Source organism: Bifidobacterium sp. 7101, assembly GCF_000499285.1.
Lineage (GTDB): Bacteria > Actinomycetota > Actinomycetes > Actinomycetales > Bifidobacteriaceae > Bombiscardovia > Bombiscardovia apis_A.
Genome location: NZ_AWUN01000002.1, coordinates 117,776 through 134,278, shown reverse-complemented (window position 1 = coordinate 134,278; position 16,503 = coordinate 117,776). Strand labels below are relative to the sequence as shown.

At 62.3% G+C, this 16,503-nt stretch carries 12 protein-coding genes; all 12 read left to right on the top strand.

Annotated elements, in window-relative coordinates; all coding sequences use genetic code 11:
- Positions 1 to 114 precede the first annotated feature (114 nt).
- Positions 115 to 2,895 carry a polyribonucleotide nucleotidyltransferase gene (locus P272_RS0103235; protein ID WP_029678115.1) on the top strand — a complete coding sequence of 927 codons (2,781 nt, stop codon included), beginning with the start codon at positions 115 to 117 and terminating at the stop codon, positions 2,893 to 2,895.
- 109 nt (positions 2,896 to 3,004) lie between these two features.
- Positions 3,005 to 3,589, top strand: coding sequence for a LemA family protein (locus P272_RS0103230; RefSeq protein WP_029678114.1), 585 nt, complete (start codon positions 3,005 to 3,007; stop codon positions 3,587 to 3,589).
- Positions 3,586 to 5,838 carry a DUF2207 domain-containing protein gene (locus tag P272_RS09480; RefSeq protein WP_029678113.1) on the top strand — a complete coding sequence of 751 codons (2,253 nt, stop codon included), beginning with the start codon at positions 3,586 to 3,588 and terminating at the stop codon, positions 5,836 to 5,838. The genes P272_RS0103230 and P272_RS09480 overlap by 4 nt, the downstream gene beginning before the upstream one ends.
- 78 nt (positions 5,839 to 5,916) lie before the next feature.
- Positions 5,917 to 6,798 carry an aldo/keto reductase gene (locus P272_RS0103220; protein ID WP_029678112.1) on the top strand — a complete coding sequence of 294 codons (882 nt, stop codon included), beginning with the start codon at positions 5,917 to 5,919 and terminating at the stop codon, positions 6,796 to 6,798.
- Positions 6,795 to 7,778, top strand: a complete 984-nt coding sequence (locus tag P272_RS0103215; protein ID WP_081709026.1) for a polyphenol oxidase family protein — start codon at positions 6,795 to 6,797, stop codon at positions 7,776 to 7,778. The genes P272_RS0103220 and P272_RS0103215 overlap by 4 nt, the downstream gene beginning before the upstream one ends.
- A 119-nt stretch (positions 7,779 to 7,897) precedes the next feature.
- On the top strand, positions 7,898 to 8,689 hold the full coding sequence (locus P272_RS0103210; protein WP_044097727.1) for an IspD/TarI family cytidylyltransferase: 792 nt from the start codon (positions 7,898 to 7,900) through the stop codon (positions 8,687 to 8,689).
- Positions 8,690 to 8,711: 22 nt separating this feature from the next.
- Complete coding sequence (locus P272_RS0103205; RefSeq protein ID WP_029678109.1) at positions 8,712 to 9,431, top strand: pyroglutamyl-peptidase I; 720 nt, start codon at positions 8,712 to 8,714, stop codon at positions 9,429 to 9,431.
- Positions 9,432 to 9,575: 144 nt separating this feature from the next.
- Positions 9,576 to 11,300 (top strand): cell division protein, encoded by a 1,725-nt coding sequence (locus P272_RS0103200; protein WP_029678108.1) that lies wholly within the window; start codon positions 9,576 to 9,578, stop codon positions 11,298 to 11,300.
- A gap of 191 nt (positions 11,301 to 11,491) precedes the next feature.
- Complete coding sequence (locus P272_RS08855) at positions 11,492 to 12,508, top strand: CPBP family intramembrane glutamic endopeptidase (protein ID WP_081709025.1); 1,017 nt, start codon at positions 11,492 to 11,494, stop codon at positions 12,506 to 12,508.
- A 112-nt stretch (positions 12,509 to 12,620) separates the two neighbouring features.
- Positions 12,621 to 13,985: a C1 family peptidase gene (locus P272_RS0103190; protein WP_029678106.1), complete on the top strand. Its 1,365-nt coding sequence runs from the start codon at positions 12,621 to 12,623 to the stop codon at positions 13,983 to 13,985.
- A 177-nt stretch (positions 13,986 to 14,162) separates the two neighbouring features.
- Complete coding sequence (locus tag P272_RS0103185) at positions 14,163 to 15,284, top strand: 3-deoxy-7-phosphoheptulonate synthase (RefSeq protein WP_155805001.1); 1,122 nt, start codon at positions 14,163 to 14,165, stop codon at positions 15,282 to 15,284.
- Positions 15,281 to 16,501, top strand: coding sequence for a 3-deoxy-7-phosphoheptulonate synthase (locus P272_RS0103180; protein WP_029678104.1), 1,221 nt, complete (start codon positions 15,281 to 15,283; stop codon positions 16,499 to 16,501). The genes P272_RS0103185 and P272_RS0103180 overlap by 4 nt, the downstream gene beginning before the upstream one ends.
- The last annotated feature ends 2 nt before the right edge of the window (positions 16,502 to 16,503 follow it).

Here is a 16,503-nt window from a genome sequence, read left to right as displayed (position 1 = left end):
CGGACATGGGGTTCGGCAGGACCAGACCGAAGTAGAAGGATCTCCGGCAGTCAATTGATGCCGAGCATCCTGACATCAGGTAGTAAACAAGCAGTAAACAAAAGGAGGAACCCTATGGAGGGTCCCGAAATCACGGCTGTAGAAGCCACGATCGATAACGGATCATATGGCAAGCGCACGGTGCGCTTCGAGACGGGTCGTCTCGCCCAGCAGGCGGATGGGGCAGTAGCCGCCTATCTTGATGACGATTCCATGGTGCTGTCCACCACCACCGCCGGGTCCAGCCCCAAGGAGAACTACGATTTCTTCCCGCTGACCGTCGATGTGGAAGAGAAGATGTACGCTGCGGGCAAGATCCCCGGCTCCTTCTTCCGCCGCGAGGGTCGGCCCTCCAACGAGGCCATCCTGGCCTGCCGGTTGATTGACCGCCCCCTGCGCCCCCTCTTCCCGCACACCCTGCGCAACGAGGTCCAGGTTGTGGAGACCATCCTGGCTGTTAACCCCGAGGATGCCTACGACGTGCTGGCCCTGAACGCGGCCTCCGCTTCCACCCTGATTTCCGGACTGCCCTTCGAGGGGCCGGTCTCGGGTCTGCGTCTGGCCCTGATCGATGGTCAGTGGGTGGCCTTCCCCCGCTGGAGCGAGCGCGAGCGCGCCGTCTTCGAGCTGGTCGTGGCCGGCCGTGTGGTCGAGGGCGGGGATGTCGCCATCGCCATGATCGAGGCAGGCGCCGGCAAGAACGCCTGGAGCCTGATCTATGACGAGGGCCAGATCAAGCCCGACGAAGAGGTGGTTGCCCAGGGTCTCGAGGCTGCCAAGCCCTTCATCAAGGTTCTGTGCGAGGCCCAGAGCGAGCTCAAGGCCAAGGCTGCCAAGCCCACCAAGGACTTCCAGCTCTTCCCCGAGTACACCGACGAGCTCTATGCCCGCATCGACCAGGTGGCCCACGCCGACCTGGACCAGGCCCTGTCCATCGCGGAGAAGCTGCCCCGCCAGGAGCGTATCCACGAGATCAAGGAGAAGGTCCGCGAGGCTCTGGCCGACGAGTTCACCGACATGGATGATGCCGAGAAGGACAAGGAGCTGGGCAATGCCTTTAAGGAGCTCCAGCGCCAGATCGTCCGTCGCCGCATCCTGACCCAGGACTACCGCATCGACGGCCGTGGCCTGCGCGACATCCGCACCCTGTCCGCTGAGGTGGACGTGGTGCCCCGCGTACACGGTTCCGCCCTCTTCCAGCGCGGTGAGACCCAGGTGCTGGGTGTCACTACCCTGAACATGCTGAAGATGGAGCAGACCATCGACGCCCTGTCCGGCCCCACCACCAAGCGCTACATGCACAACTACGAGATGCCGCCCTATTCGACCGGCGAGACCGGCCGCGTGGGTTCGCCTAAGCGCCGCGAGGTGGGCCACGGCAACCTGGCCGAGCGCGCTCTGATCCCGGTTCTGCCCAGCCGCGAGGAGTTCCCCTACGCCATCCGTCAGGTCTCCGAGGCCATCGGATCCAACGGGTCCACCTCCATGGGCTCCGTCTGCGCCTCCACCCTGTCTCTGCTGGCTGCCGGCGTGCCCCTGAAGGCACCTGTGGCGGGCATTGCCATGGGCCTGGTCACAGGTGAGGTCGACGGTCGGCCCACCTACAAGACCCTGACCGATATTCTGGGCGCCGAGGATGCTTTCGGCGACATGGACTTCAAGGTGGCCGGCACCTCCGAGTTCATCACCTCCCTGCAGCTGGACACCAAGCTGGACGGCATCCCCGCCGACATCCTGGCCGCCGCCCTGCAGCAGGCCAAGGAAGCCCGGGCCACCATCCTGGACGTCATCAACGAGTGCATCGACGGGCCTGCCGAGATGAGCCCCTATGCGCCGCGCATCATCACCACCCAGGTTCCGGTTGACAAGATCGGTGAGGTCATCGGACCCAAGGGCAAGATGATCAACCAGATCCAGGAGGACACCGGCGCTGACGTCTCCATTGAGGATGACGGCACGGTCTACATAGCCTCCGAGGGTGGCGAGGCTGCAGCCAAGGCCAAGGAGGTCATCGACCAGATCGCCAACCCGCACGTGCCTGAGGCGGGGGAGACCTTCAACGGCAAGGTGGTCAAGATCACCAGCTTCGGCGCTTTCGTCAACCTGACCCCTGGCACCGATGGACTTCTGCACATCTCGCAGATCCGCAACCTGGCCAACGGCGAGCGTATCGACTCCGTGGAGGACGTCCTCAAGGAGGGCGACACCGTCGAGGTTATCGTCCAGGGTGTGGACGACCGTGGCAAGATTTCCCTGGCCATCCCTGGCTTCGAGGACCAGGAGTCCGCAGGAGGCCGTGATCGCGGCGGTCGCACAGACCGTCGTGACCGTGGCGGTGATCGCCGTGAGCGCAGCGGCCGTGGTGACCGTGATCGTCGTGATCGCCGCAGCCGTTCCTCAGAGCGTGAGGATCGGTATGAGGCCCCACGCCGCTCCCGCTCAGAGCGTGATGACCGCTACTATGACGACGAGGACCAGGAGGATCGTCCCCGGCACCGTCGTCAGAGCCGCGATCGCGACTATGAGGATGGCGGAGACTGGTTCGAGGACGAGGACCGTGGCTCCCGTCGCGATCGTCGTCGGGCCTCCCGCGACGAGGACGAGGATCGTGGCGGCCGTGGCCGTGGCGAGCGTCGTGGCCGTAGCAGCCGTTCCGAGCGTGATGACCGCGGTGATCGTGGCGGTCGTCATGAGCGTCGCTCTTCCGGGCGTGGCGGTTACCGTGGTCGCAGGGAGAACCCGCGCTATGCCGCCGACGAGCACTACGACGAGTACCGGGCCGACCGGGAGGAGCGTTCCGAGCGTCCCCGTCGCCGCGTGCGCAGGGACTTCGATCCCTTCGACAGTGAGGACTGATTCCCACTGATGCCGGATGTTGATTGATTCGGTATTTTCCGACAGGACCCCGTTCCAATGGGCGGGGTCCTGTTTTGTATGCAGACCCTTCCGTGAGAGAATTGGGAACATGTCCGTATCACTGATTGTGCTTATCGTCATTGTCCTGCTGGTCGTGTTGCTGGTCATCTGGGGAATCGGGGCCTACAACGGCTTGGTCAATCTGCGCAACCGCGTGGCCAATGGCTGGGCCCAGATCGACGTCCAGCTCAAGCAGCGTGCCGATCTGGTGCCCAACCTGGTTCAGACGGTCAAGGGCTACGCCTCACACGAGTCCACCGTTCTGGAGGAGGTGACCAAAGCCCGCGCCGACGTGGCTCAGGCCCAGACGGCTGGCGGGGACCGGATGCAGGCCCGTGCCGATGCCGAGCAGCGGCTGGGTCAATCCCTGGTCACCCTGATGGCCCGGGCGGAGGCCTACCCTGAGCTCAAGGCCAACCAGAACTTCCTGGATCTGCAGCGTCAGCTCAAGGACCTGGAGGACAAGATCGCCTACGCCAGGCAGTTCTACAATGACGTGGTCCAGAAGTTCAACACCCGCATCGAGACGGTCCCCTCCAACATCATCGCCTCACTTTTCCACTTCCGTCAGGCCCAGTACTTCCAGGCCGACGAGGGTAGCCGCCAGGCGCCCGTAGTGGACTTCGGACAGTGAACGCCCCAGTGGCCTCCTCTGGGAAACCGGTCTCAGGCCATCCCTCCTGGAGCACCTCCCGTTTCTTCCGAGCCCTGGTCCTGGCTCTTGTGGCAGGCTTGGCGACGTGCTTGGTTGCTGCCCTGCTGGTCTTCAATAGGAATCGGCCCGACCTGGTATACGATTCAGTGGATTATGATGTCCAGGTCCTGGATAACGGCGATTTGCGCATCAGTCAGGACCTGACCGTAACCATGAACTCCCGTGAGGACGACAACGGCGATAAACGACCCTGGAGGGAGCTCTACCAGCGTTATCAGATCAAGCCTGACCGGCTGACGGGCATCAGTGACATAAGCGTGCGCGACCTGACCAATGGCTCTACATATAGGCAGGCCGATCCGCCGACGGATCCTGATAACCTCGATCAGGTTCCCGACTGGGATAAGACCATGGCTGGCACCTGGTATATGGGCACAGTCTCGGACTCAGGATTGGAATCCTACAAGCCGGGCGACTCGGACCAAGGATCCGCCTGCGGCGCCCAGGGGGACCGGTGTCAGGTGGAGCTGGGTTGGAACATTCCGCAGATTGCCGAGGATTCAGGTCGGCGCTTCCGCATCGACATGACCTTCCACGGTGTCACTACTGCCCATCCCGATGTGGCTGAATTCCAATGGGAGCCCGTGGGCGACACCAACCAGATTCCCATTGAGCATATAAGCGCCGATGTCAAGCTGCCCAAGCAGATAGGAACAGAGAAGGACAAGGATGCCAAGGCCTGGCTCCATTTCGCTGGCAAGGGTTCCTACCAGGTGGGCGATGACAGCAGTATCCACTTTTCAGCTGACCAGATCGGGCCAGGTCAGCATCTGGATTTGGTGGCTCTCTTCGATGCGAAGAGGGTTTCCTCGGTGGTCAGGACCGACTCTCAACCGGCGCGTGACCGCATCATCAAGCAGGAGCGCCAGCAGTATGAGCACTGGCACGCCGAGCAGACCAGATGGGCGCGGATCGGACTTTTGGCTGGTGTACTGACCGTCTTAGCTGCTATCGCGCTGATAGTAGTGATGCTCTGGCAGACCTTCCGCACCTATGGGGACTCCCAGTACCGAGGCGATATCATCTATTACCGTCAGCCTCCTGATCTGTCACCGGCTGTGGCCGCCGTTATCAACGATCTGATGCTGAGCCGAGAATCCCCTATTGGCAGGCAATTGTCAGCAACCATTCTCTCTTTGGCCTCCAAGCGGGCCATCGCTCTGGTTCCGGCCAAGTATGAGGACCGGGCGAATTCCGGCGGAGGTTCCCTGACTAAGGCGATGCGCTCGCTGCTCCACAAAGGCAAACGGCAGTCCATGGAGGTGGTCATTAATCCGGTCTGCAGTCAGGATCGAGCCTCCCTGGCCCTGTCCTTAAGCGAGGAAGCCTGCCTGACCATGCTGGAAGGTGCTTCCACTCTGATGGGCTCCAAGGATGAACGTTTCGACCTGTACGAGATGATTGCTCTCTTCTCCAGCACCGAAGCTAATCATGGCAAGGTCTATCTGGAGACTTTCGACAAGGCCGTCAAGTATGAGACCAACAATGCTGACCTGCGTGCCTATCGTCATGGTATAGAGGTCTTGCCCTTCCTGGCCGTGCTCTTGGCCGCTTTCATCCTGCTGGCCGGATTCCTGCCGGGCACCGTGCTGGTACGTGCGCCCTTGGCCGTGCTTCTGGTGGCTGTTGCAGCATTCTCCATTCGTTATGGTAGTTCGCAAGTGCTCAGCAGGAATGGACAGCTCATGGCTGGTCAGGTGTCAGGGCTTCGGCGCTATCTGCTGGACTTCAGCGATTTCAGTCATCGGGGCGTGGAGGATCTGGTGCTCTGGGACCGCTACCTGGTCTACGCTGCGGCCTTCGGCATAAGCGACCGGGTCGTCACTCAGCTGGCACAGGCCAGCCCTGAACTGACCGACTTCGACTGGCTGAATAATAATGCGCGCGGGAGCCTACTCTACTGTACCTTCCTGCCTTACAGCCAGAATCTTCCGGTGGCTTCCTCCGTGAGTGGCCCTGAAACATTGGCTGCAAATTCAATGCTTGGCCAAGGCGGGGTGGTTGATCTGGGTACTCAGTTGACCCAAGGACTCGACCAGATCGGCGGCCTGATCGGCCAGGCCAGCGGCAACAGTTCCGGCAGTGGTATTGGTGGGTTTGGCTCCGGTGGTGGTTCCTTCGGCGGCTCCGGTGGTGGCTCCGGTGGTGGCTCCTTCGGCGGTCGTTGATACTGGGCCACAAGCTAAGCTCGATAGGAAGCCGGCGGCATTGAAGCTGGCATCAATCTACAAGACGGGAGTACATGTATGATATCGTCGATGCGGGCCTTGGGGCCCTTTACTACGACAGCGGTCGGACTGGGCTGCATGGGATTGTCCATCGAGGGCAAGCCGGACCAGGCAACGGCCATCGACGTCATCCACCAGGCCCTGGATGCCGGCTGCCGGCATCTGGATACCGCCTGGTCATACTACGAATCGGGCGGTCCCGAACAGACCAACGAGCGACTGGTCCGCCAGGCTTTGGACTCCTGGCAGGGACCCCGTCAGGATGTGCTGGTGGCCACCAAGGTGGGACACTACCGCAACTTCACCGACGGGCGGCCCACCTGGGCTGTGGACGGTCGGCCGGAGAGCCTGATCCGGCACGCCAAGGAGTCTGCCCAGGCCCTGGGTGTGGACACCATCGATCTGCTCTATATGCACCGTCCTGACCCGCAGGTGCCCTACCAGGAGTCCCTGGAGGCCATGGCCGAGCTGGTCAAACAGGGTGTGGCCCGGACCCTGGGCGTCTCCAACGTAGACATCGAGCGGATGGACCTGGCTCGCCAGATTCTGGGCGACGACCTCGTAGCCGTGCAGAACCAGTTCTCGCCCACCTTCACCAGCTCCCGCCAGGAGTTGGACCATGCGGCCGAGCTGGGGCTGGCATTCGTCTGCTGGAGCCCTCTGGGAGGTTTCCGAGCACCCAAGGATGAAACCCGTTATGACCCCTTCCGGCAGGTGGCCCAGGAGCGCTGCGTCTCCCACCAGCGCGTGGTCCTGGCCTGGGAACTGTCCCAGAACAGCAACGTCTTTGTGGTTCCCGGGGCTCACAGGGCGGCCACCATTCTGGACTCCCTGCAGGCGGCCGATATGGAGCTGAGCGAGGAGGAGATGGACCGTCTGAACCGGGCGGCGACTGCATGAGTCGTCTCAAGCCCCGATCAAGCGAGCAGGATGCCCAGAGCCTTCAGGGCGAAGCCTGGGATCGGGAACGAACCCTGCTGGACAGCAGCCCCCTATCCTCGCTGGACGAACAGGGTCGGCCCATCCCAGTCACCATTCCCATAACCTTGGCGCCAGGGATCAAGGTGGTCTACACCACAAGGCTGGGCGGGGTCTCATCAGGGGATTATGCCCAGCTGAATCTAGGCGGCAAGGGGGGCGACGACCCGCAGGCGGTGGCTGCCAACCGTCAGGCCGTGGGCCGCCAGTTGGAGCGTCCCATAGTTCTGGTGGACCAGGTTCACTCAGCCCGGGTCTGGGATGCCGACCAGGGTCAGCCCCAGGGGCGCTGCGAGGCCGATGCTCAGGTGACCACCCGTCGTGACCTGGCCTTGGGCATCTTCGCCGCCGATTGCCTTCCCGTGCTTCTGGCCGACCCCCGGACCGGTGTGATGGGGGCGGCCCACTGCGGCCGTCGTGGTCTGGTGGCCGGAGTCATTCCGGCCACAGTCCAGGCCATGGCCTACAAGGGTGCCGACCCGTCCAGGATTGTGGCAACCCTGGGACCCCGGATCTGTGCAGATTGCTATCAGGTGGGTTCTGATCTGGCCGATGACTTCGAGAAGCGTTTCCCCAGCGCATCCGGACCGTGCCGGTTCGGCGGAATCGCCATCGACATAGCCGCTGCAGCCAGGATGGAACTGAAGGCGGCAGGAGTGACCAATATTGTGGACTCCGCCCCCAGGGTCGGTGCCGCCACCAGCTATCTGCGTCAGGACCCGGACCTGGAAGAGCTGTGCAGCCAGGACGGTGAAGGTCCCTCCCTGTCCAAGCGTCTTGAGGATCTGCGCCGACCGTTATGTACGCTGGAGAATCCGCTCTGGTACTCACACCGCCGGGCCTCACTGGCCAGCAAGTCGGGGGAGGGGCGCATGCTGGCCCTTATTCTGGCCGATGACTGACGTTGTGTGCTGATTGATCCTGCCCCTGGCAGCAGGAGCAGGCCTCGGGTGCAGATGTTCGGTGCAGATAGCGCCGGGTCTGCACCTATCTGTGTTTTCGTATGGGTACCGTTGAGTCTATGAGTGAGAGCAGAGCATCAGCAGCCCCGTCCGATGTCAGTCAGGATAGCGCAGAATCGGAGGAGCAGATTCAGCCAGTTGTGGCGGTGATTCTTGCGGCCGGGCTGGGCGTTCGATTTGACGAAAGCAACCCCAAGCAGCTGGTGCAGGTGGGCGGCAAACCCATCATCACCTGGTCAATCGACGCCTTCCAGTCCAATGCCCGAGTCACCGACATCCTGGTCGTGGTCAATGATCGGGTGCGGGAGGCCGTCGAGGCCATTGTGGCAGATGACACCTACGACAAGGTCCGCACGGTCATCCAGGGCGGTGTCGAGCGCATGGACAGCACCGAGGCGGCCCTGCAGACCCTGGCTGATGCGGAAATCCCCCAGGATGCCAAGCTGCTCATCCACGACGCGGTACGCCCCTTCGTCAGCCAGGAGTCCATCGATGGCTGCATCGATGCCTTGGATACCTTCAACGCCGCAACCGTGGCCGTGGCCTCGACCGACACCATGCTGATGGGCGGTGACCTGGGCGGACGCAAGGTGGTGCGCCAGGTGCCCGACCGTGACAACATGTTCCGGGCCCAGACCCCGCAGGCCTTCCGTTTCAGCACGCTCCGCAAGGCCTACGACCTGGCTGCCGCGGACCCCGATTTCCATCCCACTGATGACACCCGGGTTGTGGTGGACTACCTGCCTGAGGAGCCGGTGGCCATCGTGGCCGGCAGCGTGACCAACATGAAGATCACCCTGCCCTCGGACGTGCCCATGGCTGAATGGATAGCGCGCTCCCTGGCCGGGTGAAGCCCTGTGTACCATGGGGCACATGGAGCAGATCAAGGTCATCGTAGCCGGATACGACCATTACCAGGGTGTTGACGTCAACCCCTCCTATGAGGTCTCACAGGCTCTGGCCGAGCATGGCATGGAGGGCATGCGCCCTGTCGGCCCCACCGAGGAGGACCCTTTGGAGGGCGTGGACCTGGCTATTTCCTCCGTCACCATGCCAGTCAGCTTCGCCAAGGCCTGGCCCATACTGCATGAGGCCATAGAGCGGGTGCGCCCCGATATCATCATCGCCACAGGTCTCAAGCGTCGGGCTCGCGGCATCGCCATGGAGCGTTGCGCCGTCAACCTCAAGGAGGACGACGCTGATGACCGTGAGAACTTGGGGGAGCAGGAGCCTCAAGATAACGACCGCGAGGCCAGCCGTCAGCCCATCGACCCCCAGGGTCCGGCCGCCTACTGGACACGGCTGCCCTTGAGGGCCATCCTGCACGATTTCGGCACCTGTGGCATTCCCGCCACGCTGAGCTCGGACGCGGGGACTTATGTCTGCAACGCGCTCTTCTACAACCTGTTGGCATGGGCCGCAGGACACAAGGATGTCCTGGCCGGGTTCGTCAGCCTTCCCCTGGTCAACGAAAGCGGCGGTCAGGAGTGCGGCCTGCCCCTGAACCAGCAGATACAGGCTGTGCGCGAGGTGGTCAACGAGACCATTCGCTACTACCGCAGGCCCTCCTCCAGCCCTATTCTTATTGCCTGAGACCGGTATGTAAGGCCAATGTGTCGGCGGCAGGTCAGACGGCGAATTTTGGCCTGCCATGGGGTAGAGTCGAGGTAAATCCACCGGACCGAAGACAACCTTGTCGCGGGCCGGCATGTCCTGGTGGCGAAGAGGAGTGTTTCCATGGCCGAAGATCAGTTTCCCGTTGTCCTGCGAGGTTATGACAAGGAGCGGGTCGACCAGGCCCTGGCGGCCTCGCGGAGCAATCTGGCCCGGTTGCGTCAGCAGATCAAGGCTGATGATGATCGCATTCTGAAGCTGGAGGCTGAGCTTCAGGAGGCCAAGTCACGCAAGGTCGAACAGCCGCGCAACTCCTTCGCCTCCCTTGGAGCCAATGCCCAGCAGCTGTTGGCTTCGGCCGAGCAGACCAGCACCGAGCTGCTCAACCGCGCCAAGCAGGATGCGGCGTCCACCAAGACCTCCGCCCAGGAGAAGGCGACGACCCTGGTCAACGAGGCCCAGCTTGAAGCCAAGCACATCGTGGACGAGGCCAACGCCAAGGCCAAGTCCATCGTCGAGGCAGCAAACGACGAAGCCAGGACCGTCACCACCACCGCCAAGCAGCAGAGCGAGCAGAGCAAGTCCGCAGCAGACAAGGTCGTGGCGGAACGCCGTCAGGCCCTGGATCTGGAGCTGCAGAACTCCCGCGAGGAGCATGAGAAGCGACTGGCCACCAGCAAGGCCACCCAGGACAAGGAGCTGTCCGAGCAGAAGGCCAAGGCTGCCAAGGAGATCGCCGACAAGCGGCGCAAGAGCGACGAGGAGATCGCCAAGCTCAAGAAGGATGCCAACGATCAGATTCAGAAGGCCCTGGCCGAGGCCAACAAGAAGCTGGCCGACGTGCGCGAGCAGGTCTCCAAGAGCCTGAACGACGCCCGCAGGCAGGCTTCGGAGATCACCGACAAGGCCAAGTCCGAGGCCCAGCAGATCGTGGACGAGTCCAAGGTCACCAGCGCCGAGACCATGGCCAAGGTCAACGCCGAGGCCGAGCAGGTCCGCTCCGACATCGCAGCCCAGCAGGAGGATGCCACCAAGAAGGTGGGCGAGCTGCTCAAGAGCCTGGAGGAACGGCGGGTCAAGACCGAGAAGGAGACCCAGGAGCTGATAGAACAGGCCAAGGCAACCCGCAAGGATGCCGATTCGTTCGCCTCCTTCAAGCGTGAGGAGTCCGAGCGCAAGGCCAGCCAGCTGCTGGAGGAGGCCAAGCAGCGCGCCCAGGCCGAGGTCGAGGCCCATCGCAAGGCCGCCCAGGCTGAACTGGACGGGCTCAAGGACCACATCACCAAGCTGCAGCACAGGGAAGCCACCATCACCTCCCGGGTTGACGAGCTGCGGAACATCTTCTCCAAGTCCTTCGGTAACTTCGATGGCTTCCACGATGAGGCTGTGGTCAATGACGAGGACGAGGGGCAGGCTCCCAGCGTGCCTGTGGTCAATGCTGTGCCTGCCGCGGACCCGCTGCCGGCTCCGGCGCGGAAGGCCGAAGGCGAGGATGAAAGTGCCGGCCAGCCCGTCACCGAGACCCAGGAAGAAGCCACTCAGACTTCGGTCGATTCTGTCGAAACGAGCCAGCCAGCCGATGACCTGGCAGCTGATGACGCGGCAGCTGATTCCGTCAACGATTCCAAGGATGATGTCAGCGCAGCTGTGGCTGTCCGTTCCTCGGCCAATATGCCGACTCAGGTCCTGCCCTCCCCGGCGCCGAGCGTCCTGCCCGATGCATCCGTCCAGGCCGATGATGCGCCGGCCCAGGCCAAGGATGGACAGGCGGAGAAGGCGGTCGCTGACCAGGAGACCACGGTCATTCCGCCCATCAACGATGACGTGACCCCGACCGATCGGGACTGATCAGCGAACATCTATATTCGTCAAGGCCGGGTTGTAGGCATGATTTGCAACCCGGCCTTTCTGTTTTCCTGGAAATTGCGTGACCTCATGCCGAACCGGCATGGGCGTCAATCTCGATCCGAACCGCTGCCTTGGCCTAGAGTCAATTGTGGAAGGGTGCAGGCCAGAGGTCAAAGGGTTGGGAGAGCGTCATGCAGCATTCACAGCACGCATCATCACATGTGTCTGCCACGAATTCGATCGAGACGGATGCGGGCAGACAGGAAGAGTCGAGCGCATCTGAAGGACCTGTACGCTCATGGAGTGCCCAGGTGCGTCGTGGTGTGGACCTGCAATCTCTTTATGCTCTGTTGTACCTGGTGGTGGCCAACCTGATTGCGGGAGTTCTGAATCTTCCCTCGGTGGCAACAGCCCTGGGCATTGCTCGTCAACCAGGTCTGGCCGATCTGCTGGGTGATCTGGTTATGCTGGTCTTTCTCTTCGGTACTCGCGGCCAGGACCTGCTCGGCCGTGGCTCCAACCCGGTGCGCTACAAGGCTCAGACTAATCCCGGTCCGGCCTTGCTGATCGGGGCCATTCTGTTGATCATGCTGGCCAGCAGCATCGAGACTGGCTTCACCTGGGTGGTCAACCAGGGATCCCAGGCCCTGGGGCTGGTCTACCATTCCACCACCTCCCAGATCGCTGCGGGCCAGCACGGGTTCCTATCTCCCCTGGACACGGCCATCCTGGTCCCCGTCGTCGAGGAGTTCCTGCTGCGCGGCGTGGTCATGGGCAGGCTCAGACCCTATGGACGGACCTTCGCCATCGTCACCTCCTCCTTTATCTTTGCCTGTCTGCACGGAGACATCACCCAGAGTCTGTTCACCTTCCTGCTGGGTCTGGTCCTGGGCTTCATCGCCATGGAATACTCCATCCTCTGGTCCATGGCTCTGCATATCTTCAACAACCTGGTCCTGGCTGACGCCATGATGTGGCTGACCCAGACGGTGCCTGCCCGCACCGGCGCGATGATTAACCAAGGGATGACCATTCTGGGCCTGGTTGGGGGACTGGTCGTCCTCTGGCTGATCCGGGGACAGCTGGCAGACTACCTGCGCGCCAACCGCTCACGCCACGGAACCTATAAGGGCTGGATATCTCTTGGGCTGGCCGTCCTGGTGGTCCTGGCAGTGATTAATGCAGCCCAGCGCTTCTCTCTGGCTTGATAGGTACAGTTGTCCACATCCTCCTCCAGACGAACCCTCGATGACCGATTCCCGCTATGCTGGATGCAGGGATGCAGATACATCCGCATGAAAGGAAACAAGGACAGACCGTATGACATCAGCACTGACACCACTGGATCAGACCCGTTTGGAGAGCCTCCGCACCGCTTTCGATGAGCGCGAGGCCAACCACGTCGCCATGAACGCCGTCACTCAGGTAGGTATTGACGAAGTGGCTCATAACTATAATCGCTCCCGCCTGCTCCAGCACCGATTCTCGGTCAGCATTGACAATGGCACGGTCACCTCGCAGGCGCACTCCGGCCGTTGCTGGCTCTTCAGCTCGCTGAATGTGGCTCGATTCGTGGCCCGCAAGGCTCTGAACATTGATGGCGAAAGCACCGCCAACCCCATGGGCGACTTCGAGCTGTCCCAGAACTACGCCATGTACTATGACAAGCTTGAGCGCGTCAACTACTTCCTGCGTGACGTGGCGGCTCTGGTGCGGGCCGGCGAGCCCGTGGACTCCCAGCTCATGCGCTTCCTGATGGGCGATGTCATGGGCGATGGCGGCCAGTGGATCATGGCCATGAACATCTATAAGAAGTACGGCGCAGTGCCCAAGCAGTACTATCCCGAGACCGCCTCCTCCCAGAACACCAGCCAGATGAACGATCAGCTGCGTCGTCTGCTTCACCAGGCCACGGCTCACATGGTGGCCAACCCGGACGGCATCGATGAGATCATCGACCGGACCCTGGAGGCTGGTCACCGTATCCTGACCATTCATCTGGGCACCCCGCCCACCAGCTTCGACTGGGAGTGGACCGACAAGGACGGCGTCTTCCACCGGGATGGGCGGATCACCCCGCAGGAGTTCTGGAAGCGCTATGTGAATGCCGGGCTTGAGGACTATGTCTGCCTGGTCGACGATCCGCGCCCCGAGCACCCCAAGGGCCGCAAGATCGGCATCGAGCACCTGGGCAACGTGGCTGGCGGCGATCCCACCGAGTACCTGAACGTCCCGGTGGAGGTCATGAAGGACTGCGCCCGTCGCCTGATGAGCGAGCAGGGACTGCCGGTCTGGTTCGGCGCCGACTGCCACCCCATGATGGACCGCAAGGCCGGTCAGTGGGCAACCGACCTGTTCGAGTACGGTCGGGTCTACGGTGTGGACTTCGACATGGACAAGGAGCAGCGGGTGCGCTTCGGCGATTCGGCCCAGAACCATGCCATGGCATTCGTAGGCGTGGATGTGGCCGATGACGGCCGGACCACCAACCGTTGGCGGGTTGAGAACTCCTGGGGCGGGGACATCGCCAACAAGGGCTACTTCACCATGAGCGACGACTGGTTCAGCCAGTATGTCTACGAGGTGGCCGTTCCCAAGTCCATGCTGTCCGAGCAGTATCGCCAGGCCTTCGACCAGGAGGCCATCATGCTGCCCGCCTGGGACCCCATGGGTGCCTTGGCCTGAGCAACAGCGCCATTGAGCCATATTTACCCATCTAACTGTTCGTTCCCGTGGTCTAGAGGATCTCGGGAACGGATTGTCCACATTGGCCCGGATGTGGACGGCCATAAGTAATTCGGGCATGATCGTCGTAGCGCGACAGAGAGGAGAGCGACCGTGGCATTCGTCAAGGAACCGGATATCATCCCGGAAGAGGAGCGGCAGTATTTTGCCGATACGGCCGTCTTTCCCGAAACAGTGGATGTCAACATTCGTCAGCTGGATCCCATCCCGGCACCTAGGGTTTTTCTGCGCTCGCGGCCCCTGGATTCGAAGCGTATGGAGCTGGTCCGGGACTCCCGCCAGGCCATTCGCGATGTTCTGCATGGGCGGGATGACAGGCTGCTGGTCATCACCGGCCCCTGCTCCATTCACGACCCGGAGGCTGCTCTGGAGTACGCCCGTCGTCTGTCGGCCGTCAATGAGAGGTTGAAGGATCGGCTGCTGATTGTCATGCGGGTCTACTTCGAGAAGCCCAGGACCACGGTCGGTTGGAAGGGGCTGATCAACGACCCCGACCTGGATGGAACATTCAACATTCGCAAGGGGATTCGTCTGGCCCGTCAGGTGCTCTGGCAGGTCCTGGGCCAGGGGATTCCGGCGGCCACAGAATGGCTGGATCCCATCACCCCACAGTATCTTTCCGACGCGGTCAGCTGGGGGGCCATAGGTGCTCGGAATACAGAGAGCCAGGTCCACAGGGAGCTGGCCAGCGGCATGTCCATGCCCATGGGCTTCAAGAACTCGACCGAGGGCAGTGTAGAGGCTGCGGTCGATTCCTGTCTGGCTGCGGCATCCGAGCATCATTTCCTGTCCATCAACCTGGATGGTCATGTCATCGCTGCGGAGACCATGGGCAACCCTGACTGCCACATTATTCTGCGCGGTTCCAGTCATGGACCCAATTACGATGCGGAATCCGTCCGGTCCGCCCTGGAGGTCCTGCATCAGGCGCCGTTGGGCCCTGGTGCATGCCGGGGTCTGATTGTGGACGCAGCCCATGGCAACTGCGGCAAGGACCCCGTACGCGAGGCCCGGGTGGTCGAGGAACTGGCAGACCGTCTTGCCAAGGGCGAGCAGGGCCTGTCGGGTGTCATGATGGAGAGTTTTCTTGAGGGCGGTCACCAGAAGCCGGCCCCACTGGACCAGCTGGTCTTCGGTCGGTCCGTCACCGACGCCTGCATTGCCTGGGACAGGACCGAGGAACTGCTGCAGATTCTGGCCGATGCCGTGCAAGCCCGTCGGGAAAGGATGAAGGCATGAGTGGGATGAAGGATGAGCCACAGGAGCCTCTGCCCCGACCCAGTAAGGCCTACGAGGTTGAACTGGTGCACAAGGCGCTGGCGGCCGGCGTCAACCCCCTGCAGACCGGGAACGTGCCCAGGTGGGAAGACGAGGTAGGCATAGGTCGGATTGTCAACAGGCGGGTCTTTGAGCTTGACCGCCTGCCTTCGCCCGCGCAGATGCTGACCCGATACCCCTTGGATGGCCGGGCCAAGGACCTGGTCATCCGCTCCCGGCAGGAGATTGTGGACTGTCTGCATGGACGGGACGACAGGCTGTTGGTCATTGTGGGCCCCTGTTCCATTCACGACCCCGATGCCGCGCTGGACTATGCCCGTCGTCTGTCGGCCGTCAATGAGAGGTTGAAGGATCGGCTGCTGATTGTCATGCGGGTCTACTTCGAGAAGCCCAGGACCACGGTCGGTTGGAAGGGGCTGATCAACGACCCCGACCTGGACGGCAGCCACAACATCCAGAAGGGACTGGTTCTGGCACGGCGCATCCTTCTGGGTGTGCTGGAGACCGGGCTTCCGGCGGCCACGGAATTCCTTGAGCCTACATCGCCACAGTACATTTCTGACGCGGTCAGCTGGGGGGCTATAGGTGCTCGGAACACGGAGAGCCAGGTCCATCGACAGCTGGCCAGCGGCATGTCCATGCCCATCGGCTTCAAGAACGCCACGGACGGCAGCGTGGATGTGGCCATCGACTCCTGCTACGCGGCCTCGCAACGCCACACCTTCTTCGGCATAGACCACGAGGGTCAGGCTGCAGCCGTTGCGACCATGGGCAATCCCGACTGCCACCTGGTCCTTCGCGGCTCCAAATCCGGTCCCAACTACGATCAGGACTCGGTGCGGGCGGCGCTCGCCGTGCTGCGCCAGCGCATGCCCAAGGACAGCGCGGCTGCCCACGGACTGCTTATCGATGCCTCCCATGGCAATTCCGGCAAGGATGAGCGGCGCCAGATCCAGGTTGTCCATGAGTTGGCCCAGCGGATAGGCGACGGCGAGGAAGGCTTTACCGGGCTGATGATGGAAAGCTTCATACGTGGAGGCAATCAGAAGCCGGCCCCCCTGGACCAACTGGTTTATGGGTGTTCGATCACTGACCGCTGCATCTCCTGGCCTGACACTGAGGACCTGCTGGAGGAGCTGGCACAGGCAGTGGACCGTCGTCGCGGCGCGGCTCGTTGACT

Excerpts from the sequence above, each read along its gene's own strand:
- P272_RS0103220 (WP_029678112.1), top strand. The coding sequence starts at position 5,917 with ATGATATCGTCGATGCGGGCCTTGGGGCCCTTTACTACGACAGCGGTC.
- P272_RS0103215 (WP_081709026.1), top strand. The coding sequence starts at position 6,795 with ATGAGTCGTCTCAAGCCCCGATCAAGCGAGCAGGATGCCCAGAGCCTT.
- P272_RS0103230 (WP_029678114.1), top strand. The coding sequence starts at position 3,005 with ATGTCCGTATCACTGATTGTGCTTATCGTCATTGTCCTGCTGGTCGTG.
- P272_RS0103190 (WP_029678106.1), top strand. The coding sequence starts at position 12,621 with ATGACATCAGCACTGACACCACTGGATCAGACCCGTTTGGAGAGCCTC.
- P272_RS0103180 (WP_029678104.1), top strand. The coding sequence starts at position 15,281 with ATGAGTGGGATGAAGGATGAGCCACAGGAGCCTCTGCCCCGACCCAGT.
- P272_RS0103210 (WP_044097727.1), top strand. The coding sequence starts at position 7,898 with ATGAGTGAGAGCAGAGCATCAGCAGCCCCGTCCGATGTCAGTCAGGAT.
- P272_RS08855 (WP_081709025.1), top strand. The coding sequence starts at position 11,492 with ATGCAGCATTCACAGCACGCATCATCACATGTGTCTGCCACGAATTCG.
- P272_RS0103200 (WP_029678108.1), top strand. The coding sequence starts at position 9,576 with ATGGCCGAAGATCAGTTTCCCGTTGTCCTGCGAGGTTATGACAAGGAG.
- P272_RS0103235 (WP_029678115.1), top strand. The coding sequence starts at position 115 with ATGGAGGGTCCCGAAATCACGGCTGTAGAAGCCACGATCGATAACGGA.
- P272_RS0103205 (WP_029678109.1), top strand. The coding sequence starts at position 8,712 with ATGGAGCAGATCAAGGTCATCGTAGCCGGATACGACCATTACCAGGGT.